The following is a 22,045-nucleotide window of genomic DNA, read 5'->3' as shown; positions in this document are numbered from 1 at the left end:
GCTAATCACAAACACTACTCCGCTACATGTTATTCCTTTTTAATATATATCAGAAGTAGCCATCCGGGATGATTTCTGCATCTGTCCGGCATGCGTATGCGTTTTATACTGTTCGTACTTACGCAGCGCGATCCGATAGTTATTGGTGCTGGTTTCGGGTAACCACGGGGCCAGGTTTTCATCAAGAAAACCTTCCTGTAGCAGGTCGTGAGAGATGTTCTGTTCGGTGAGATGGTTGCCCAGGCGACGCAGGCGTACGACATATTCACGCACGGTGCCGTGGCTCATTTCGGTTTGCTCAAACAAAAATTGTTTAAAACCGATGATGTCAAAGAAGTCACTCTGCTCTTTGCAGTGCAGATCGCCGCAGAAACGGCACAGCGCCGACCACTCCTTCTGCTCCTCCTGCCATTGTGCGTCGTCCATCAGCGTATCCAGGCGGGAAATCGCGATTTTATTGACAATCTGCCCCCGGCGAACCAACGTGATCCTGTCGAGCAATTTATGGCAATGAGCGCAATGCGTCTGGCTGTGTTTAAAGTCTTTGAGGTAGCGGCTTAGTGGCCGTCTTTTAGATTGCTGCACCGTCATGAGAACTCCTGGTAGTCAATACGTTGTGCGGCACTATTAAGGGGCGACGACGATCGCCCTTTATAACTTACCCAGCTTGGTGCGTAGACGTTTGATGGCCTGGCTGTGCAACTGGCTTACCCGTGACTCGCCGACTTCCAGCACCGCGCCAATCTCCTTCAGATTGAGCTCTTCCTGGTAATACAGCGTCAACACCAGCTGCTCGCGTTCTGGCAACGATTCAATCGCATCCATCACACGCTGGCGTAAATTGCTCTCAAGGAGCTGTTGTAACGGGTTTTCCTGCTGGTGTTCTTCCGTCACCAGCTCAATGCTATCGCCATGCTCTTCCCGCCACTCGTCATAAGAGAAGAGTTGGCTGTTATTGGTATCAAGCAACATCTGACGATACTCTTCCACAGGAATCGCCAGCCGCTCCGCCACCTCAGTTTCCGTCGCGTTGCGCCCTAATTCCTGCTCCAGTTGCCCCATCGCCTGCGCCACTTCGCGAGCATTGCGCCGGACGCTACGCGGCACCCAGTCACGGCTGCGTAGTTCATCCAGCATCGCTCCACGAATACGCTGCACTGCGTAAGTGGTAAATGCCGTTCCTTGCAGAGCGTCATATCGGTCAACTGCATTCAATAACCCGATACCGCCCGCTTGTAGCAGATCGTCCAGTTCCACGCTCGCCGGCAAACGCACCTGCAGGCGCAATGCTTCGTGACGCACCAGCGGTACATAACGCTGCCACAGCGAGTGTTTATCCATTACACCTTCAGCGGTATACAGTGAATTCACGATAAACAGCCCTGCGTTAGTTGAGTTATCGGCATGATTATCCGATTCTGGAGGGGTTTTAATCGGGTGAATAGTGGGTGAAATGAGGGGTTATTTGGGGGTTACCGTTATTTATAACCCCCAATTCCCCTCAGGGGATCTAAAAATCAGGCAACGCGCTCGGCAAAAATCTCATCAGTTTTCAACGCTGATGAGTCACTACTCACATTTTCGCTCACTCCTTTTAACAATGAAGCAATTTCTACCTGTACCTCTTTCTCAAGGCCAGGATAGAGAGGCAAACAAAGGACTTCATCTGCACGTAATTGCGCAATTTTAAGTTTATCTTGTCTGGCGCTCTCCAGCGCACGATACATTGGGAAGCTACTAATTAATGGGTAGAAATAACGACGGGGCATAATATTGTGGGACTTTAATAAATCATAAACCCCATCTCGCGAAACAGGAAACGCATCCGAAACCATAATTGGGCAATAAGCATGATTCCATGCAATATTATCCGGCGGGATCAGCAGTGAGATACCAGGAATATCAGCCAGGAGTGTTTTATAGTTATCAAACAGCGCCGCGCGCTCAGCTAATGCTTTATCGATATGGCGAAGTTGCAATAAACCAAACGCTGACTGAACTTCATTCATTTTGCCATTTATGCCAGGTGCCACAACGGTGGTTTCCCCGGCAAAACCAAAGTTTTTCAAATAATCAATGCGTTGTTTCGTTTTTTTATCATGGCAGATAATCGCGCCGCCTTCTATCGTATTGAATACTTTTGTGGCATGGAAACTCAAGACAGATAAGTCGCCTTCGCGCAAAATGGTTGTCCCTTCCCGCTTAACACCAAAAGCGTGCGCTGCATCGTAAATCACTTTCAGACCATAAATATCAGCAATCTGCTGAATATGCGCTGTGTCACAGGGGATGCCATAACAATGGACAGGCAAAATAGCGGTAGTTTGCGGCGTGATTGCCTCTTCAATTTTCCGTGGGTCCATATTACAGGTGACAGGGTCAATATCGACAAAAACCGGTTTTAAGCCATTCCACAGTAGCGAATGCGACGTTGCCACAAAGGAATACGGCGTGGTAATCACTTCACCTGTGATGCGTAACGCCTGAAACGCAGTTAGCAACGCCAGCGTACCGTTTGCAAACAGGCACAAATGTTCAACGCCGAGATATTCCGCCAGCGCCTCTTCAAGTTGCTGGTGAAATGGACCTGCATTGGTTAATTGTTTGTTTTGCCATATTTCTTCCAGATAAGGAATAAACTCATCAAGAGGTGGCAATAAAGGACTGGTAACAAAAATGTTCTTATCCATAATTTCTCCGCCCGCACCGATAAACGAAAGCGCATCGCACCGCATTAAATTAACTGATACTGCCCCAATAACACTTTCACCTCAGAGGGGGAGCAGTTCATTAGCACATCAATAATTGACAATCCGGCATGGAATTTACCCCCACCCTGAGGGTAATGAACATCATCCATTTTAATAAATGACAGTTTCATCCCCTGAGCGACAAATTCATCAGAATGATAAAGATGCTGCCCACCAGGACTATTGATATAATGGTCTCCACCGAGAGTTCGGCAAATGTTCATCACCTTCCCGCTTGCAGTTTCATCACGTGAATAATTCAAATCACTCGCCATGTGAAGTGACACTTCAATGCCAAGCCAGGCAAATATCTCTTTAAACGCATACTGGCAAAGCGTGGGAATCTGGCGCTGCTCGGCGGTCAACACCTTCTCAACAATACTAAAAACTGGTTCAAAATATGGCCTTTTATGATACGCCTGATGAACTGTTTTCAGCACCTTAGCAACATTAACGTCAAAGCTTAACGTATTTATTTTTTTGAAAGATGAAGCGCCCGGCACAGCAACGGTAAAGCGCTGAGGAGAGTTCCCCATCAAAATAGTATTACGATTAATGTAGCCCTGACGGATATAATTTACGTCATCATAAATTACAAACTGATCGACCGCATTAATCAGTTGAAAATATCCCAGGTAAGGGAATAGATAGGGCTGCATAATGCCGATTTTCATTGTGCACCTTTTCTGGGGACAAAATAGTAAACGGTTTCCAGTAGCCCTTCCGTATAGTGACGCAGGTAGATGTCGTAGTCCTCACGATAACCCAGCACCTGTTCAGGCAAGGTTCTGAAATCATCAGGTTTGTGATAGCAACAGACGGCAAGCAGTGGATGCTGTTGACGGATAATCCGTTTTGCTCCCTCCAGAGCCTGTGACTCAAAACCTTCGATATCCATTTTGATGAACGTCACTCGCCCTTTTAACACATCGTCAAGGGCCACCATTTCAACATCGATCCCCCCGTCTTCGCTCGCATGCGAAGTCGACCCCGAGGAAGAAAAACTCAGCTTCTGCTGGCTGTGCGAGACGCCACAGGGATAAACATAAACATTTTCCCTGCCCTGCATCGCCTGTTGAATACTCTGCGCCTGGCGCGGTTCTGGTTCAAAGATACATACTGTGTTATAGCTGGGAAATCGACGCATAAACTCAACGGAAGTGGCGCCGTCAAAACTACCGCAATCAATAAAATGTTCGGCATATTCGCCAATAAAGGGCAGATCGAAGTACTGATCGTTCAGGCAAATATTATACTGCGCAAGAAACTGTAGCTTGTTGGTAAGCCTGAAGTTGATGATATCGTCAAAAGTGCGCTTTGAAATATCATCCGCAAGGAGCGCACGGATACGCTCATAGGCTTCACGGTTCTCGGCGTAGTCGCGCACAAATTCGGGTTGATGATACCAGGTCGGCTTGCTTAACAGGTGGCTGAAATAGCGATAAAAGCTGAAGTAATCGATCTGTTTATGTCCCGCTGCCGACAGCGTTCGCCATGCCGATACCGGGCGGCCATCCATAATCGAAGAAACAATCAACGCGTCCGAAGAAACCTGACTTAGAGAGATAATCGGAAACCCGTCAATCTGAGTTTGCGTTGTTTTATTATCAATGATGCCCTCAACGTTAAATACCTTAGCCATTTCAATGCCATAACTCGTCAGCCCAAAGATATAACGAGGTGAGGCTTTCTCGATAAACGCATGGCAAAAATCGGCAATTTGCTCGTCAGTCAACATAACAGGCTCTCTTAGCGCAAATAAAACTCAACGGCATCAACATCCAGAACGAGCACATCTTTCAGCGTTCGGACATCCATCCGCTCAGGAAAATAGTTATCAATAAACAAACTGTTTGGCTGTATATATTCTGACTTTCGCTCTCCAGAAGTCAGATGGATGACCTCATCGAAAAGGTTCAACGCAACCCCTGCGCACATAAGTGTTTCTTCAGGTTTTTGCGCATGGCGAGTAATCAGCGTAATGGCTTTTCCCTGCGCCCGACTCTGGTATAAAAACGCCATGACGGCAGGTACCGCAAAACCATCGATAATGAGGGTGTCGTCAAGATCGACATAGATTCGCTGATAGTTGAGTTCACTTCGCGTTCGGGACACAATGGTCCGATCAACGATACCGACACTCATTTCCGGGAGAGCGATAACATCGCGTCCCATAAAGTCATGAATAGCCATAAGCGGTAAATTCACCCCTCTGGCACGCTGAAAAACCATTGCGCCAGCAATCCTGCAGGCCACCTCCAGAAGTTTCCATTTCCCTGTTCTGTCGCGTTTTAGCTGTACAAACCAAGGGCCACGAAGCACCAGTCGCGCATTTATCGTTTCGACAATGTCGGTTATTTCATCGTCAAGAACGACCTCTCGTGAACGCATGCTGATACCCGCCCGAACACGTTCACGGGTACGAGGCCCAGCCCAAATCAAACGGCGGTTTCGGTCAGTGAAACAGTCGACGGTGATCTCCTCTCCCGGCAGATATTCCACCACGATCGCCTGCGCGACGGATTCAATCGCCTGTTCCAGAGACAGGCGGTTATTTACTCGCTGTACACCATTTCCCCCCTGTCCACAGTCTGGTTTTACGATCGCCGGCCAGTCGTCAATTGTTGCAAGATCGCAGTATCGATGAGGGACCCAGTGGCAATCGTCAAATAGGGCATAGGTAGCGCTTTTATAACGTAGCGTCTCCGTTACCTGACGATCGCCATTAACCAAAAAGTAGTGCTGCCGGGGTTCATTAAGTTGTGCAAGTTTTAACGCGACAGAATCATGCGTAGCGAAAACGACATCAATCTGCTTCTCTTTCACCAGTCGCAGAAATTGCGCGTCGAAGTCGTCAGCATGAATATTGGGCATATCACCGGCATAATCGGGAAAACGAAACTCCCCGTGATCGCTTACGCTCGATGCCCCCAGCAGCAGACCAATATGGACGGAATAGCGCAGCGCGCTATAAATCTCACCCGCATTCTCTGCACCGCAAGGGAAAATAAGGACATTAATTTTTTTCATCAGAACCTTCCCCGGTATATGAGAGATACGCAATCACAAAATCTGCAAGAGATTGCATTTCATCCAGCCCATAACGATGGTCCACAGGCAACGGTAGGATGTGTCTGATGTAACGGTGTTCAATCGAATCGACACTCACTCTTTGCAAGGCATCAAGCCAGTAAACAGGAATAAAAATTCGGCGCTGACGAAGCGCTTCGCGCAGATTTTCATTTTCAGTCAGTAGTGGGTAGCAAAGCGGGCCGCATTCTGGCCTGGCAGGTAAATTTAGCGCATTGATACAGGCAAGACGCTGATACAGGTACTGGTAATTTTCAAGGCGTCGCTGCTCACAGGCTTGATAATCGATCCCAGCTAATAAACGATGAGTCAGCATAGACATGCCTTCCCCCGGTAGTTCCTCCAGCGTTTGCTCTGCCTGTCGGTAGGCGGTGTAGCCAGCCTCTGCGCCCTGCGCCAGGCGAATAAGAAGATGCTCAGTGCGCTGAAGAGAACCTGATTCCCCTGTCGGAGGGATATCCACCGGTATTGCACCAGCCAGCATCCCGCCATCGGGAACGCCGAAAAATTTCCTGGGTGAGTAGATCGTTGCCAGACCGGGTTGCGGCGCGGAGAAAAAGGCCTGAGAGTGATCCCAGACGATCTGCTGTGGATTAAACCGTTCCATGAGCGACTGAGCCAGGTTATCGACGAGGCCAAAATAGTTAACCGCAAGCACCCAGTCACCGTTTTCTGGCTGAAGATCGTCCGCAGGAGCAAACGCGGCGTCCAGAGAATAAAAACGTACGGGAATACCTAACGTTTCGGCAGGCGATAACATTGCATTGCAGATCCAGCGCGGCATCCAGAGTGCTGAAGGTTGCCCTTTTTTCAATAGAGCATAAAAGGCCGCACGCGCAGAACTGAAACACTGTGCATCAGAATACAACGTCTGGCTTATTAACGCCGTTTCGAGGGGGAAATATCCACCTATAGCATCAGTCAATGTGTTATTCACTCTCTTCCCCCACCAGCCCTACATAACCTCTTCGCCGTAAATGCCTCACTCACACCAGTTCGCCCATTATGTATCGCTATTAATCACCACTGGCGCAGGCGGCAACCCCTGACAATAACGCTGCCAGATAATCTCCAGCGCCCGCTCGAAATAAATGGCTTCTCGCACCTGAGATACACTCTTCTCTTTCAGGCGAGAGCGCAGCGACTGGCGCAACTCAGCCAACGCATGGGTTTGTTCAGACAACAAAACCGCCTTAGCGATGTACTGTTCTTTGTCAACGGCCACAAAATCCTGCAGCCCACAAAAATTCAGCCCGGCACTGCACTGCCTGGAAGCGATGGTGTCCCCGGCAATAGTTAATGTAGGAACACCCATCCAGATCGCATGCCAGGTCGTCGTCCCCCCGGTATAAGGAAAGGTATCCAGCAAAACATCAATGTCGTTATGTAATGCCAGATACTCATGCAGCGACATCTTTTGCCTGAATAGCAACCGTTCCTCATTAATGCCCTGCTCCTTAAACAACATTCTGAAATGGTTAACCATATTGCTGTCAGACATATAGCCAATAAGCAAACGAGCCTCAGGTATGCTGTGCAAGATCTTGCTCCAGACGCGAACAACCTCATCATTGATTTTTTTCGGGCGGTTAAAGCTGGCAAAAGTGATAAAGCCATTTTTCAGCGCAGGCAATGGACCAACATCAGGGCTCTCTTTATTCGGATGGAACTGCTGAACCGCTGGAAGATAAATTAATTTTTCAACAAAGGCAGGATCCAGAACGCCCGGTTCCGCAAAACGACTATCAATAAGGTAATAATCTACCGTCGCCATTCCCGTGGTTCCGGGATAACCGATCCAGGAAAGTTGGACAGGTGCTGGTTTTAACGCAAAAGCCGGCAAACGGTTATAACCAGTGTGCCCGGAGAGATCGACAAGGATATCAATTCCATCCCTTTTAACCTGCTCAGCAAATTCGAGGTGGCTTAGATGTGTGACTTTTGACCATACGCAGGCACTTTCCATCAGTCGCTCGGTTACCTCATCCTGTAGTGGGGAGTTCTGGTAACCGTATATTTCAAAGCGATCGCGATCCAGAGAATACCAGACCGGCGCGAGGAAATTCGTCACCGGGTGGCGGCCAAAATCTCCAGAAACAAATCCGATACGTAAGCGAGATTTCTCTTCGCGCGTATGAGTAATAGTAAACGGCTGTTTACTCGCCCAACGCTCAGCGGCCTGGCCAAACTGCTTATGTTCTTCCAGCAGCTCCTGCGCTGTAAGCTCTGTGCTGTGCGTCAGCCCAAACAGCAAGCTGGTGAAGGCATTAAAATTACCCGGATCCAGCTCGACTACGCGGCGTAAATAAGGGATCGCCTCGCTCATTTTTGACTGATCACCAAGGATCGTTCCCAGATTCTCAATAATGCCCGCAGAACGCGGTTCTATCTCTATTGCTTTACGCAAACACATTTCCGCCAGCGTATATTCCATCATTTCACGGTAAAGAGAACTGAGAAGATCCCATGCCGCAGCATACCCAGGTTCGGCGCGCAAGATCGCCCGTGCCAGACGCCCTGCTTGCCAACGCCAGTTTTTACGATAAAAAATAGCGGAGAGCTCATAAAAAATACGCCAGCTACTCGACTGCAACGAGAGCAACGACATACTGGCTTTCAGCCCGGCGTCATAATCGGAAGTACGCAAATAGAAATTCGCCAGAAGATAGTGCACATGGACATTATCTGGTCTCTGTGCAACCAACCGTTCAATGCTCGCACGCGCCTGCTGGAATCTGCCTTCCTGCATTAACTTTTCTAGCTGTCGATGAAAAGCCTCTTCCACCGGGGCCAGAGCCGGCATGGATGTCTTTTTCTTGCCCGGCGTTGCCCTGGCGGAAGGTAAAAATCCGCCGTTGGCCTCCGTACCGGAATAAAGAATCAGCGAGAAAACAAGGGGCCAGGTTTCTTCAGCCGGAAAATGGCCGATAAGCTGCTGCAAAAAAGCCCGCCAGGCTTTGGGAGCAGCCGCCACCATCCCCTTCTTAACCAGACTAAACAAGATTTGCGCATTCTGCGCCGTTACCACCGGCGTCGGAGCAGACATCGCCGACAATTCTTCGTCATTCAGTTCTACAGTTTCATGCCAGCGGTTAATGGCATATTTACCTCTTGTCGCCGCCACCCACTGTGCCGGCGCAGCCTGGCAGGTATCGTAAACGCTCTTATCCAGAGAGAAATGTAAGTCAGGCAACCCTTTCAAAAAAAGAGCCGACAGTGACTGGCTGATATCCTCCCGCCATGCTTTATCCTCTAAGTCGGGCTGACGAACGTTATAAACGAGCTGTTCGAAAGTGAGGCTTGCGGGCCAGCCGTCGCCGAGAACATCAAGGAGAGCCAGCGTAGCGATATCATCCGTAGAGACAGGCGTTTCGCTATTTGCGGTTAACGTGTTGAGAATCCTTCCTTGCAGAGACTGACGGCGAAAACTTCCTGCCCAACGCAGATCTTTCAGTTTCGTCAGGTCCGGCAACACAGACACCGTTTGCGCATTGTCGCTATGGGTCAACAGGCTAAAACGCGTGCCGCGATTCACTGCGAAATCAAGATACTGTTGGATCAGAATTTTGTTATTGAGTGGACTGAGCACATTGTGTAGATGTTGGATCTTTTCATCATAATGCGCCGCAAGCTCTGTCCATGGTAGTAAGTCGCCGACATAAGCCAAGCCAAAAGTCTCGATCACACCCGCAAATTCAAGCAAGTAACGGTACTCGTTTGGTGTTTGCAGAAGGCTATGGCTAATCAGCAAATCTGATAATGTATCGCTACTTTTTAAAAATGCAGCCTCCCCGGTGACGCCGTTTAGCTTTAACCAGCTTAACATTGCCCGGGAACTGGCGATTTGCGTTTCGATATCATTCGCCAGACTGCTATGAATTTGTACCGCGTCGCGAATAATCTCGTTTATTTTTGCACCAGGATGGCATTCCCATTCAATGGCAATACAACCCTGAGGGCTTAAATGCTGTTGGCAAAACGCAAGGAGTTGGTCGCGAATATCATTACTCAACCAACTAAAGCTGCCATGAATAATAATATAATCATATTCACCGATATCCTGGCTGAGTAAGTCATCAAGAGAAAGTGAAAAAAGTGCCAGGTTATCCGGCGCACTGCCCAGTAGAGCCTGTTGCGAAGAAAGAGAGTTTTCGCTCTCAAGCTCCACGCCGACAAAGCGCGAGTTGGGATACATCAGCGCCTGCGAATACAGTGTATAACCTTCCCCTGCGCCCAGTTCAAGCACTCTGGCGGTATCAAGGACAGGCGTTGTCACGCCATACAAATGGTTAACAGCCCTGATATGGCCCGGGGTGGAATAGCAAATGCTGTAGCTCTTATCTGACTCTGTAGGCAATCCCAAAATTAATGCTCCCGCCGGTAATCTCTTTACAGTAATGACCAGATTTACAGTACAGGAGTGGGATATTTTTAATGGCGTAAGAAGAGACTTAATTTTTGCTTTATTCGTGGTATCTGCGCGGGAATAAAAAAACCAGTCCGAAGACTGGTTTTATAAAGAGGCTGGTCCGTGCGATTAACGCAGCAGGGACAGAACAGTCTGCGGAACCTGGTTTGCCTGAGACAGTACAGAAGTACCAGCCTGCTGCAGGATCTGCGCGCGGCTCATATTGGAAACTTCAGTTGCGTAGTCAGCATCCTGAATACGAGACTGTGCAGCAGACAGGTTGGTTACGGTGTTGTTCAGGTTAGAGATGGTGGATTCGAAACGGTTCTGAATCGCACCCAGGTCAGAACGCTGAGTATCAACAGCTTTCAGTGCAGTATCGATAGAGGACAGCACGTCAGTAGCCAGAACGTCGAAACCTTTGGTGGTAACGCTACGCGTTTCACCTGAAGCCAGACCCGTAGTAACACCAGAAGTACCGGTTGAATCAAATTTGTTCCAACCGCTGTTGCCATTAATGGTGATGTCGATTTTCTGGGTGTCGTTAGCGCCAACCTGGATAGAGATAGTTGTAGCAGAGCTAGTACCTGCCAGGATTTTGATGCCGTTGAACTGGCTCTGGCTGGCAACACGGTTGATTTCGTCCAGACGCTGGTTAACTTCAGACTGAATGGAGTCGATGTCAGAACCAGAGTTGGTGCCGTTCTGAGCCTGAACAGCCAGCTCACGGATACGCTGCAGGTTGTTGTTGATTTCGTTCAGAGAACCTTCAGCAGTCTGAGCAATGGAGATACCGTCGTTAGCGTTACGCGCAGCCTGAGTCAGGCCTTTGATGTTAGAAGTGAAACGGTTAGAAATCGCCTGACCAGCAGCATCGTCTTTAGCGCTGTTGATGCGCAGACCAGAGGACAGACGCTCGATAGCCGTGCCCAGAGCAGACTGAGATTTGTTCAGGTTGTTCTGAGTGGTCAGTGACATCAGGTTAGTATTGATAACTGCCATAATTTAATTCCTTCAAAAATGGGTTCTAAGTTCGGTGCCGAACACTCACGGCGTCTCTCACCGTCAACAAGGGTATCGGCGCAACTTCACAGTACTTTAGAAATAAACGACAAAAACTTTTAACTAATTATTTTTAAAGGGAATTAAATGCAGTTTTCACATTTTTTAGAATCAAGAACACGATTGTTTTGTATAAAAATAAAACAAAAACAATCCCTCTATATGCCCTTCTCACCCCGCCCTTTTCTGCCGATTATTTTTTTACGGTCAATGTAAACTTTCACCAAAAGTTGCCGATACAGAGAGCTGTACACCCAAGACTTTAAGGAAAAAAGACATGCCTACTATTAGTAACCTGGGGGTTGGCTCTAATCTGGATCTGACGACGCTCTACAACCAATTGGAAGCTGCTGAAAAAACAAAATTAACATCAATTACAACTCAGCAGACAAACTATAACGCCCAGTTGAGCGCGTACGGTAAGTTACAAAGCGCATTAACCAATCTGCAGACTGCTACTGCGGCATTGGGTAAAACAACAACCTGGAACTCGACAACCGTTAGCAGCACTAACACGGCATTCACTGCCACAACAACCAGTGAAGCTACTGCCGGAAGCTACACAGTCAACGTGAGTCAGGTTGCCAAAGCACAGGTATTGATGTCCGGCAAGATTGACAGCAACACAACAAAACTGGGCGAAACAACGACGAACGGTACGCGCACGATTACGATTACGCAGCCGGGAACCAAAGATCCTTTAGAAATTACATTGTCGGATTCCGACACCAGCCTGAACGGTATTGCGAAAGCCATTAATAATTCCAATGGTAACGTCTCCGCCACGGTAATGAAGGCTTCTGACGGCGACTATCGTCTGATGCTGACATCAAAAACGACGGGTACGGACTCAGACATGACCGTAACGGTAACCGGTGACGACACGCTCCAGCAGGTTATCGGTCACGATGCTTCAACAAATGCGCTAACCGAGCAGACCGCATCGCAGAACGCAAAACTGACAGTGAACGGCGTCGAACTTGAACGTTCAAGTAATATCATTTCTGATGCGCTGCCAGGCGTCACGTTGACGTTGAAGAATAAAAGCACCGCCGACGAAACGCTGGAATTAACCCGTGCAACAGAAGAGAACAGCAAAGCAATAAATGACTGGGTAACAGCCTATAATGCGCTACAGTCAACCATCGCCAGCGTGACGAAGTACGTCAAAGTTGAGCAGGGCAAAGACCAGTCAGCAACTAACGGTGCGTTAATGGGCGACACCAACGTGCGTTCCATTCAATCGCAATTACGCAGTCTGCTGACGGATGTACAAGGCGGCGCTTACGCCATTATATCTCAACTGGGTATTACTCAGGATCCGGTGACCGGCGCCGACGGTTCGACAGGTAACCTGAAAATAGACAGCACTAAGCTAACGAAAGCATTAACTGATAACCCACAGGCGGTTCAGGAATACTTTATCGGCGATGGCAAAACGACAGGTTTTGCTACAGAAATGAACAATATGTTGACCAAAATGCTGGATACCTCCGTCGATCAATCCGGGGTTATTAAAAACGCGCAGGATGGCATCAACAAAACGCTCAAGACATTAGAACAGCGCTATGACGCGATGGAAGCCTCCATAGAAGCAACTATGGCGCGCTACAAAGCACAGTTCACCTCACTGGATAAGTTGATCAGTCAGATGAACAATACTGCAAACTACCTGACACAGCAGTTTAGCTCATCCAGCAGTTAAGGAACTGATATGTATAGTAAAAGTGGTGTTCTTTCCTACCAAAAAGTCGGGGTGGAAAGTGCGGTAATGAGTGCCGACCCACACCAACTGATTGTTATGCTTTTTGACGGAGCACTAAGCGCTCTCGTCAGGGCACGACTATTCCTGGAGCAGGGAGAACTGTTATCGAAAGGTGAAGCGCTGTCAAAAGCGATCAATATTATTGATAACGGCCTCAAGGCGGGACTCAACATGGACGTTGAAGGAGACCTTTCCCGCAATCTGGCATCACTTTACGATTACATGATACGTCGTTTGTTACTGGCCAACTTACATAACGACGTCGAAGCTATCATTGAAGTAGAGGGATTGCTAACCAATATCGCTGATGCCTGGAAACAGATTGGCTCACCGGTTTCACCCGTTCAGGATACCCTTTGATGACTAACTTCATCCCGTCACTTACCGACTGGCATGCCCTGCATGCCCTTAGTATCACAATGTTGGATCTCGCTCATTCAGGGAAATGGGATGAACTGATTGAGCAGGAGATGAATTATGTGCAACTGGTAGAAGGTATTGCACGTAACCCCATCTCTCCCGGCAATACATTTCTGATAAACCAGGCAAAAGAGATCCTGAATGCCGTACTCCGTAACGAGGCTGAGTTAAAAACGCTGTTGCAGCATCGTATGGAAGAGCTACGTCAGCTTATAGACCAGACCGGAAAACAGCAGTCCGTCTCCACGACATACGGGAACCTGGCGGGAAATATTCTGTTCCCCAGTAACCTGAATCAATAATTTTTATCCACCTGTGAAAAATCATCCATACTCCAGAAGTTGGCCTGACGGCTTCTGGAGCACGGAAGATGAAAAACCCCACGCTATTGCAGTACTTCCACTGGTATTACCCTGACGGCGGCAAGCTCTGGCCAGAACTGGCTGAGCGCGCTGGCGGCCTCAATGATATCGGCATTAATATGGTCTGGTTACCGCCCGCCTATAAAGGCGCGTCCGGCGGATATTCCGTAGGTTATGATTCGTATGACCTGTTTGATCTGGGTGAGTTTGATCAGAAAGGATCTGTCGCCACAAAATATGGCGACAAAGCGCAGCTGCTGGCCGCCATTGAGGCGCTAAAACAAAATGACATTGCGGTTTTGCTCGACGTGGTCGTCAACCACAAAATGGGCGCGGATGAAAAAGAGGCCATTCGCGTACAGCGGGTCAATGAAGATGATCGCACGCAAATCGATGACGAGATCATCGAATGTGAAGGCTGGACGCGTTACACCTTCCCTGCCCGCGCCGGTCAATATTCGCAGTTTATCTGGGATTTCAAATGCTTCAGCGGTATTGATCACATCGAAAACCCGGACGAAGACGGCATCTTTAAGATCGTCAACGACTACACTGGCGACGGCTGGAACGACCAGGTCGATGATGAAATGGGTAATTTCGACTATCTGATGGGCGAAAACATCGACTTTCGCAACCATGCGGTCACCGAGGAGATCAAATACTGGGCGCGTTGGGTCATGGCGCAAACCCATTGCGACGGTTTCCGCCTGGATGCGGTCAAACACATTCCGGCCTGGTTTTATAAAGAGTGGATAGAACACGTCCAGGAAGTGGCGCCAAAGCCGCTGTTCATTGTGGCGGAGTACTGGTCTCATGAAGTGGACAAGCTACAAGCCTATATCGATCAGGTGGATGGAAAAACCATGCTGTTCGACGCGCCGCTACAGATGAACTTCCACGAAGCCTCTCGTCAAGGGCGTGATTACGATATGAGCCAGATTTTCACCGACACGCTGGTGGAAGCCGATCCTTTCCATGCCGTAACGCTCGTAGCAAATCACGATACCCAACCGTTACAGGCGCTTGAAGCGCCCGTTGAAGCCTGGTTTAAGCCGCTGGCCTATGCGTTGATCCTGTTGCGGGAGAACGGCGTACCGTCAGTGTTCTACCCTGATCTCTACGGCGCACATTACGAAGATACGGGTGGCGACGGCGAAACCTACACCATTGATATGCCCGTTATCGAACAGCTCGATCAACTGATTCTCGCGCGCCAGCGTTTTGCCCACGGCATCCAGACGCTCTTTTTCGACCACCCCAACTGCGTTGCCTTTAGCCGTAGCGGTACAGACGACGATCCTGGCTGCGTGGTCGTACTTTCCAACGGCGATGACGGCGAGAAGACCATTACGTTAGGTGAAAATTACGCCAACAAGACCTGGCGTGATTTTTTAGGCAATCGGGAAGAGCGCGTAACCACCGATGAACAGGGTGAAGCCACGTTCACCTGCAACGGCGGCTGCGTCAGCGTATGGGTCATTGAAGATGTGCTGTAAGAACAGGAGAGAACACCGGCCGGGTAAGCGTTAGCGCCCCCGGCATCAACATGATTACCGCCAGCGTTTACCGAAAATGTTTACGGTAACTGACTCGCGAGCGGATGTTTCGATAAATAGTCGGCGCATTCGGTCGTGGGTCGGTCCACGCGTTGCAGCGTCATACCATCATATTCCAGCGTGTTCCCTTCGCGCTCAATCTCATAGAGTTCGCGCTTCACCGTAACGTTGGTTAAATCACCGGAAAGCAGCGTCAGTTTACCCGGCAAGGCAATCACCCGCTGCCACTGACGGCAATCCAGGGTATCCCCCTCTTTGGTCACCACCAGACTGGCTATCGCCTCAGGGCTCACCAGTTTGCGCTGAGGGCCTTTTGACTGCCAGTATCCTTCCAGACCGGCTGGCGCTGGCGTCTTCACCACATCGTTATAATTCTGTACCTCTGCACACCCGGTAAGGACCAGAAATGCGCCAACGATCGCTATTTTTTTCATCATTCATCCTGCATGCGAAGAAAACAGGATTGTGGCATTAAAGCCCTGATGTCGCCAGCCTTTCAGGGCCAACAAGTAATATTGATCCAGTCGATATTACTTCTTATTAGTAGTAGGCAAAAAATCTGATCGGTGTACTATCCGCTCTTCTTTTATTTTCCTTCTGAGTTCAAAGGCTCACCAAATCCACATTTTCTTTTTCTAATTCATGCGGATACCTTCATTTTTTGACGGTTTTCCATCTGCATTTTATATCACGTAATTGCGTTTATTTTCATGCAATTAACACTTAGTTTTGGAGAACGCTTTTTGTTCATCGGCACCCTGCTGGAAATTTTTTATAGAGCGTGCATACAGCCACATCATAAATTATCGCGGCCTGTTTTCTGTCTACGGCACTCACAAATGATAACCCCTATAACCCCTAAAAGTATTGACATTAAATTGGCTTAGGGTTACTATAACCCCATCAAGACAACACAGAGAGCCGGAGGATGGATAGCAGGAATGCAATAGCAATGATAGAAGCCGATGGGTGGTATCTGGTGAGAGTAAAAGGCAGTCATCACCAGTTCAAACACCCAACGAAGAAAGGGCTGGTAACGGTGAAACATCCACAAAAGGACATACCGTTACCAACACTGAAAAGCATCAAAAAACAGGCGGGGCTTTAAGCCCCACCTACTGGAGGTTTTAATGTTATATCCCATTGCTATTGATAAAGGCGATTCATCCTTCGGCGTTCGCGTACCGGATATTCCCGGCTGTTTTTCTGGTGGAGATAACTACCAGGACGCAATCGAGAGTGTACGTGAAGCGATCGACGCACATATAGAATTACTGGTGGAAGATGGCGAAGCAGTACCTGAAGCCACCAGTGTGGAAAACTGGCTGGACGATCCTGACTATGCTGGTGTGGTATGGGCGCTGGTGGATGTGGATGTTACGCGATTGATGGGGAAAGCTGAAAAAATCAATGTTACTCTTCCCTCTTTACTGATCCGACGTATCGACCAGTTTGTCGCTGCACACCCTGAGTACGGTAGCCGCTCCGGCTTTCTGTCCCGTGTGGCGGCTGATAAGGTGATAGGACGAGAAAAACGATAAGCCTCGCAAGAGGCTTTATGCGTAGTAAATCCAGTATAAAATAAGGACATCTTCTCAATGACTGCCCCTTTCTTGTTAAGCGTTATAATCCCTTGCTACAACTGCCAGGATTATATTTATGAATGCTTGCAATCTGTATACAGCCAAATCGATGATAGTGTTGAAATCATTGTAATCAATGATGGTTCAACAGATAATTCTCTTAAAGAGATAGAACTATTTATAAACAAAAGCAAAAAGAACACTATTAAATTAATCACTCAAATAAACCAAGGGGTATCCGCTGCCAGAAACACAGGTATCGACGCATCTTCCGGGAAATATTTGGCATTTCTGGACGGAGATGACCTTTGGGACTCATCCTTCTGGGAAAAAATCAGACCGACACTAGAACTTAATGATGTTGATTTAGTTGAGTTTAACGCGAACAGATTTTACGATGGATGTAAGGAAAAAATAACACCTGTATCAATCGTATCAGCAAACGAACTTTTAACAATAAATTCAGTAAGTGACTTGCGAGAAACATTTTTAAAAAGCGAATGGTTCCCTTGGGCCAGAGTTTACAAAAGGTTTCTATTCGATACATTGCGATTTCCAGTTGGCAGACATTACGAAGATATAGCCCTAATACCAAAGACATATCTTTCATCAAAAATGGTCAAACGTATGACCGATGTGCTTGTTTTATATCGAGTCAGACAGGAAAGTATAACTAACACCCCAAAGAAAGGTGATATCGATGACATAGTATACGCTTTGGGGGTTTTTAACGAATTACTTAACACAAAATGTAAGGGCGAGATTGAAACTATAGCCCCCTCTGTCCACTTGACATTTAGTCTGGCAAGAAGAATAAGTTCAAGTGTTCATGGCTATTGCTCCTTTAACAAAGATCAAATTCACGATATAAAGAAAGCGATCAATCCATTTCTAAGCACACAAAAAACGAGCAAGAAAATTAAATTCTTTTTTATTCGAGAATATTGCCTTATAAAAAAAATCAAATATAAGTTTAGAGCTTATCGGGCAAAAGCATAAAAACGCGCTGCCTATGATTGGCAGCTTTTCTAACAGCATCCGACATATCCCCAGGCCCAAAACGCATAATGACCCCGTGCGCCAATATCTCATCAGGCTGGTTGTTCATACCACTTAATATCCAGTGCGTCATCTGGAGCGATGCGATTAATTAATACGCGATACTTTTTCCACTCAACCAAAAGAGCAGATTCTTCTTCTGTTGCAATACCAAGATCAACAGCATCCTGTAAAGGTGCAATTTTTGATGATGCCAGAGCCAGAAGGCTCTCTTTCTGCTGTGTAGCCTGAGCTACCAGTGCCAGTTTTTCTGCCTCTGCATCATGCACCCATGCTTTACCATCCCACTTAACATACGAGCTATCCGGGGCAACTGAAACAACACCATCAGGCAGATTGCCCAGCTTGTTAATTGCGATGGCCTGCCCTGTGTGGATGTCGTAAACGGTTTTTCCTCGGTGGTCTTCGACAAGCCCCCATTTACCTGTTTGATCGTCGAACACGGCAACAAAGCCATCCGGCGCATCAGGCGGGGCAATATTAGTGCAATATGCAGGTAAACCCGTATGCGCCGGGATGAAGCCATCACTTTTACCGATAAATTCGTTTGTATCTGCGGAAAGATTATAGATGGTAATAATCCGGTCTGAATCAGTCATTTTAAACGCCATTATGCAAGCCTCACGATGTAGTTAAATGCGGTGTTTTTTACTGTGTTTTCTGCGTTACCTGCTGCGGAAACTGTAATTGCGTGGCTATGCGCTCCCAGAGTAACGTTATGAGAGTGAGCACCGATGCCTACTGTATGAGAGTGAGCACCGATACCTACTGTATGGGAATGAGCTCCAGAAGAAGATGTCGTTGTAGTGTCGGTATTAATGCCCATTTCCCAGGCACCATTAGCAGGCGCGGTCTTCCATTCAAATTTTGGACCTTTGAATGTATGGGTGTGCGCCCCCGTACTGTTGGTAGTTTTCGTACCATAGTCAAAAGACGACGATGTTTTAGTACCGTAATCGAATGACGTTGTTGCTTTTGTCCCGAGATCAGTATTTGCAGCAGATGCGGGGTGGTTATGCGACTTAATACCATCTTGCTCCAGAGACAGCACTGCACGACCACTGGCAGGTTTACCCTTGATGGTTTGCCCACGCATATCGGGAATAACGCCTGATGGATACGCAGCGCCAAGTAACGGATACGCATTTTTATCAAACGCTTGCCCCTGCATTAAGACATAACCAAAAGGTGTAGAATCAGAAGGCCACGCAATTGGCGCACCAACAGGAAAAGAATCATTCGGTGCCCACGGTGTCCAGTTGCCCGTAGAATATTTACTACGCGAATAACTCCGGGAAGTGTTGTAAACATAATAAATCTGTGTCACTCCGGCACTCTTCAGCACAACAAGAGAACCGGCGTTATTTTCCGGGTAATGCAATGCTGCGCTGGTATTGGCATTCGCACTCTGCACATACAGACCCGGCGTCTGGTAGTTATCCAGATTCTGGTTGGCACCAATATCAATACATTGCCCGTTAAAAATATCCTGTGACGTGACGTTAATGTCACCAGTCAGCGGATGATTATTAACTTTTCGACCAGACGGCACACGACCATTGGCATTATCATTCGCCTCTTTTACTGCGGCCGGAGTTGCTGCCTGAGTATCGCTGGTGCTGTTCGTCGCGCTGTTAAGCTGGACAAGCCCTTTTTGTTTTGTCGTCGCATCAACAACGCCGATCGATTCCCGTGACTCCTTCTGTGCTGCTGCCCCCCGCGCTTTAATTTCTTTCAGGTTCTGGTCAATGCGCAGAAACAGCCCGTCTCCCGTCGCAACATCTAAAGTGATATTTGATGTGTCGGATACAGCCAGGCGAAACTGCATATTCACACTGACACCACCTACCGGCTTATCGATCGTCGGGCAGTTCGCCACAGCATAAAGCTCACCGGCATCAGTCAGCAGCCCCACTTCCCGGACAGTAAAGCCTCCTGCGTCCGTTGGCAGCACGATTTTAGCCATTAACTGGTTTGACTGGTCGGGAGAAACAACCAGTTCGGCAATACTGCCCCGGTATGTTTCATTCACCAGCCGGGTTTGCGCCGGGTTGGGCTTAACCAGTTTGCCGTTGCCGTCACCCACCACAAACCAGGACAGAACGATAACAGTGCCGCTGGCCAGCGCTTCCGCTTCCAGCTCTTTACCACGGTTTGTGATAATAGAATAGTAATCAGCCATGTGTTTCCTCGGCAAAAATATCTACATCGATATGTGCTGTCGTCGCACCCGAAATATAAAACGAACCATCCATACCTATATTTGCGATCACATCAATCCGGCTCAGGTAGCTGCGCAGGTTTTTTGCCCGGTCCGTCAGTTGCCGGATCTGGTAATAAAGGGCATCGCTCACCCCCTGATTGCTGTGAACTTCAACCCTGAACGTGTACGGTGCCGCGCGCGGTGTATCCTCCCACCACTCCACAACCGTGGTCGGAAGATTTATGGCGCCCAGCGAGCGGCGAACCGCTCCCGCTGTCCCCCTGTGCTGGTGAACGTAGGGAGCGTCTTTTATCACCTGGCGTTTCTGCGCCTCTGTCCAGCTGTCATCCCAGAAATCAACGGCACTTTCCCACGCAAGCCACGGAAGAAGATGCGCAGGACAGTCGTCAGCATTCTTCACCTTGCGCACCATGTCGGTATCCAGCGCAGTAATCTGTTCTGTTGTGGCCTGTTCCTGTGCTCTTTCTCCCCCGGAAGCGCCGGGCGGCAGCAGGGAACGAAATTTATCAGCCATTGCCGTTTCCCTCTTCTCGCGTAACGTTAATCGCGGTACACCACGGTGCCTTACCGGCTTCAGCCTCCAGATCTGCGACCGGGGAAATCAGTTTCACCCTGACAACACCGGACTGTTGCAGCGCGGCATAGATTGCTGAAAGCGGGACGACGGCTTTTATTCGGTGAGAAAGGATGGTGTAGGCCCGCAAAACATCAGTCGCATTCTTCAGAACAGTCTGCGCGTCAGGGCCGTCCGGTATTTCAAGTTCGGCAGTCACTGCATACCTGACGATCTCCGCACTTTTAACGGTCACAAAGTCAGTCAGCGGCCGGACTTCATCAGCGCTCAGATTGCTCCTGACAGCATCCAGCAATGTTTCCCCCGCCGTGCCGTCTCCTGTTCGCGACAGAACGTACACATCCACTTCACCGGGACGGTTGTGTGTCTCCGGGCCACAGGCATCCGCGTCCAGCACATCGGTGTCCACTGATTTGGCATGAAAGCGGTAAGCGTTTCGCGCACCGGCGGTGTTAAGCTGCGCCCAGGAAAGCTGGATACGCTCACGAAAGGCATTGTCATCCTCCAGAACCGGGTCCACGGGAGGAACGGCATTCGGATCGCCTGGTTCAATAACAAGCCGTTTAACATTGAATGCCGCCCCAAGTTGATCAAGATCGTCATTTTTGGCGCTGGCCAGGAATACTGCCCGGATTGCGTCATTGACACGCTGAAAAGCCAGCGTTAACTGGTAGGCTGTCACCTCTCCTTGTTTGTATGCCGGATCAGACTCCACCAGCGCATCAAACTCACTGTCCAGCTCCCGCAGCCGCGACAGCCAGCGGGAAAAAATCTCCGAGGCATCCGGCACCACAATGGCATCCGGTACGGCCAGTTCGGACAGGTTGATCACGTCATAGCTGCTTGCCATAAATGGGTATGCCTCCGGTGCTCATCGGTAAATTGGTTTCCTTGTTGATCCCCTCGATATCCAGCACAAAGCCGGACTCACCTTCAGGAAAAGAGACAAGTACGCGCGTCACCTTCAGCCTGGTTTCCCAGCGGGCCAGCGCTGTAGCTGATGCAGCGATTATCCGCAGACGCGTCAGGTCATCCCGGGGGTTATCTACCAGCGAAAAGAGATCGCTGCCGTAGTCTCGTACCAGAACGCGGCTTCCGACAGGAGTGGTCAGTATGTCGCTGACGGACTGGCGCAAATGGTCAGCGCCAGACAGGCGTTTTCCTGTCCGGTTGTTTACACCGTTCATGATTA

At 48.7% G+C, this 22,045-nt stretch carries 22 protein-coding genes; 7 read left to right on the top strand and 15 right to left on the bottom strand.

The annotated features are described in order from the left end of the window. Positions 1 to 39: 39 nt before the first annotated feature. The 9 genes from fliZ to OGV67_RS08445 form a co-directional block, all read right to left on the bottom strand. Entirely contained in the window at positions 40 to 591 is a 552-nt protein-coding gene (gene fliZ, locus OGV67_RS08485; RefSeq protein WP_012131925.1) for a flagella biosynthesis regulatory protein FliZ, read from the bottom strand. A 60-nt stretch (positions 592 to 651) separates the two neighbouring features. After that, positions 652 to 1,371 (bottom strand): RNA polymerase sigma factor FliA, encoded by a 720-nt coding sequence (gene fliA, locus OGV67_RS08480; RefSeq protein ID WP_024130237.1) that lies wholly within the window; start codon positions 1,369 to 1,371, stop codon positions 652 to 654. 146 nt (positions 1,372 to 1,517) lie between these two features. Continuing rightward, on the bottom strand, positions 1,518 to 2,690 hold the full coding sequence (locus OGV67_RS08475) for a DegT/DnrJ/EryC1/StrS family aminotransferase (protein ID WP_052194516.1): 1,173 nt from the start codon (positions 2,688 to 2,690) through the stop codon (positions 1,518 to 1,520). A 44-nt stretch (positions 2,691 to 2,734) separates the two neighbouring features. Beyond that, positions 2,735 to 3,424 (bottom strand): WbqC family protein, encoded by a 690-nt coding sequence (locus tag OGV67_RS08470; protein WP_115614232.1) that lies wholly within the window; start codon positions 3,422 to 3,424, stop codon positions 2,735 to 2,737. Continuing rightward, the gene (locus tag OGV67_RS08465) at positions 3,421 to 4,488 is read right to left on the bottom strand and encodes an FkbM family methyltransferase (RefSeq protein WP_115614231.1); all 1,068 of its coding nucleotides are present in this window, start codon (positions 4,486 to 4,488) and stop codon (positions 3,421 to 3,423) included. The genes OGV67_RS08470 and OGV67_RS08465 overlap by 4 nt, the downstream gene beginning before the upstream one ends. 11 nt (positions 4,489 to 4,499) lie before the next feature. Continuing rightward, positions 4,500 to 5,780 (bottom strand): ATP-grasp domain-containing protein, encoded by a 1,281-nt coding sequence (locus OGV67_RS08460; RefSeq protein ID WP_115614230.1) that lies wholly within the window; start codon positions 5,778 to 5,780, stop codon positions 4,500 to 4,502. Continuing rightward, entirely contained in the window at positions 5,767 to 6,777 is a 1,011-nt protein-coding gene (locus tag OGV67_RS08455) for a hypothetical protein (protein ID WP_146209164.1), read from the bottom strand. The genes OGV67_RS08460 and OGV67_RS08455 overlap by 14 nt, the downstream gene beginning before the upstream one ends. A 66-nt stretch (positions 6,778 to 6,843) precedes the next feature. Continuing rightward, positions 6,844 to 10,203 (bottom strand): O-linked N-acetylglucosamine transferase family protein, encoded by a 3,360-nt coding sequence (locus OGV67_RS08450; RefSeq protein WP_115614229.1) that lies wholly within the window; start codon positions 10,201 to 10,203, stop codon positions 6,844 to 6,846. A gap of 174 nt (positions 10,204 to 10,377) precedes the next feature. Continuing rightward, positions 10,378 to 11,250 (bottom strand): flagellin N-terminal helical domain-containing protein, encoded by an 873-nt coding sequence (locus OGV67_RS08445; protein WP_071258764.1) that lies wholly within the window; start codon positions 11,248 to 11,250, stop codon positions 10,378 to 10,380. A 337-nt stretch (positions 11,251 to 11,587) separates the two neighbouring features. Here OGV67_RS08445 and fliD point away from each other — a divergent pair, with 337 nt between their 5' ends. The 4 genes from fliD (at position 11,588) to amyA (ending at position 15,353) form a co-directional block, all read left to right on the top strand. Beyond that, a complete protein-coding gene (gene fliD, locus OGV67_RS08440) occupies positions 11,588 to 13,015 on the top strand; it encodes a flagellar filament capping protein FliD (RefSeq protein ID WP_012131916.1) in 1,428 nt (475 codons plus the stop codon). A gap of 9 nt (positions 13,016 to 13,024) precedes the next feature. Then, positions 13,025 to 13,435, top strand: coding sequence for a flagellar export chaperone FliS (gene fliS, locus OGV67_RS08435; protein ID WP_012131915.1), 411 nt, complete (start codon positions 13,025 to 13,027; stop codon positions 13,433 to 13,435). Beyond that, entirely contained in the window at positions 13,435 to 13,797 is a 363-nt protein-coding gene (gene fliT, locus OGV67_RS08430; protein ID WP_012131914.1) for a flagella biosynthesis regulatory protein FliT, read from the top strand. Before fliS ends, fliT begins: the two co-directional genes overlap by 1 nt. Positions 13,798 to 13,865: 68 nt before the next feature. Continuing rightward, complete coding sequence (gene amyA, locus OGV67_RS08425; RefSeq protein ID WP_115181518.1) at positions 13,866 to 15,353, top strand: alpha-amylase; 1,488 nt, start codon at positions 13,866 to 13,868, stop codon at positions 15,351 to 15,353. An 80-nt stretch (positions 15,354 to 15,433) separates the two neighbouring features. Here amyA and yedD read toward each other — a convergent pair whose 3' ends face one another. Continuing rightward, a complete protein-coding gene (yedD, locus tag OGV67_RS08420; RefSeq protein ID WP_047463076.1) occupies positions 15,434 to 15,847 on the bottom strand; it encodes a lipoprotein YedD in 414 nt (137 codons plus the stop codon). 494 nt (positions 15,848 to 16,341) lie between these two features. Here yedD and OGV67_RS08410 point away from each other — a divergent pair, with 494 nt between their 5' ends. Genes OGV67_RS08410 through OGV67_RS08400 form a run of 3 tightly spaced genes read left to right on the top strand, consistent with a single transcriptional unit; the run spans position 16,342 to position 17,995 of the window. Continuing rightward, positions 16,342 to 16,521: a type II toxin-antitoxin system HicA family toxin gene (locus tag OGV67_RS08410; protein ID WP_012906750.1), complete on the top strand. Its 180-nt coding sequence runs from the start codon at positions 16,342 to 16,344 to the stop codon at positions 16,519 to 16,521. Positions 16,522 to 16,543: 22 nt separating this feature from the next. After that, a complete protein-coding gene (locus OGV67_RS08405) occupies positions 16,544 to 16,954 on the top strand; it encodes a type II toxin-antitoxin system HicB family antitoxin (RefSeq protein WP_047463070.1) in 411 nt (136 codons plus the stop codon). A gap of 57 nt (positions 16,955 to 17,011) precedes the next feature. Then, a complete protein-coding gene (locus OGV67_RS08400) occupies positions 17,012 to 17,995 on the top strand; it encodes a glycosyltransferase family 2 protein (RefSeq protein WP_286465396.1) in 984 nt (327 codons plus the stop codon). Between the two features lie 92 nt (positions 17,996 to 18,087). On the opposite strand, the gene OGV67_RS08395 is transcribed toward OGV67_RS08400, so the two are convergent. Genes OGV67_RS08395 through OGV67_RS08375 form a run of 5 tightly spaced genes read right to left on the bottom strand, consistent with a single transcriptional unit; the run spans position 18,088 to position 22,040 of the window. Further along, on the bottom strand, positions 18,088 to 18,666 hold the full coding sequence (locus OGV67_RS08395) for a tail fiber assembly protein (RefSeq protein WP_286465394.1): 579 nt from the start codon (positions 18,664 to 18,666) through the stop codon (positions 18,088 to 18,090). Then, positions 18,666 to 20,237 carry a phage tail-collar fiber domain-containing protein gene (locus OGV67_RS08390; protein WP_286465392.1) on the bottom strand — a complete coding sequence of 524 codons (1,572 nt, stop codon included), beginning with the start codon at positions 20,235 to 20,237 and terminating at the stop codon, positions 18,666 to 18,668. The genes OGV67_RS08395 and OGV67_RS08390 overlap by 1 nt, the downstream gene beginning before the upstream one ends. Further along, positions 20,230 to 20,793, bottom strand: a complete 564-nt coding sequence (locus tag OGV67_RS08385; RefSeq protein WP_047463061.1) for a phage tail protein I — start codon at positions 20,791 to 20,793, stop codon at positions 20,230 to 20,232. Before OGV67_RS08385 ends, OGV67_RS08390 begins: the two co-directional genes overlap by 8 nt. Continuing rightward, positions 20,786 to 21,703: a baseplate assembly protein gene (locus tag OGV67_RS08380; protein WP_286465390.1), complete on the bottom strand. Its 918-nt coding sequence runs from the start codon at positions 21,701 to 21,703 to the stop codon at positions 20,786 to 20,788. Before OGV67_RS08380 ends, OGV67_RS08385 begins: the two co-directional genes overlap by 8 nt. After that, the gene (locus OGV67_RS08375; protein ID WP_058667554.1) at positions 21,687 to 22,040 is read right to left on the bottom strand and encodes a GPW/gp25 family protein; all 354 of its coding nucleotides are present in this window, start codon (positions 22,038 to 22,040) and stop codon (positions 21,687 to 21,689) included. Before OGV67_RS08375 ends, OGV67_RS08380 begins: the two co-directional genes overlap by 17 nt. Between the last annotated feature and the right edge of the window lie 5 nt (positions 22,041 to 22,045).

It is taken from the genome of Citrobacter sp. CK188 (genome assembly GCF_030333525.1).
GTDB classification, from domain to species: domain Bacteria; phylum Pseudomonadota; class Gammaproteobacteria; order Enterobacterales; family Enterobacteriaceae; genus Citrobacter_B; species Citrobacter_B koseri.
This window is presented reverse-complemented; position numbering and strand designations above follow the sequence as displayed.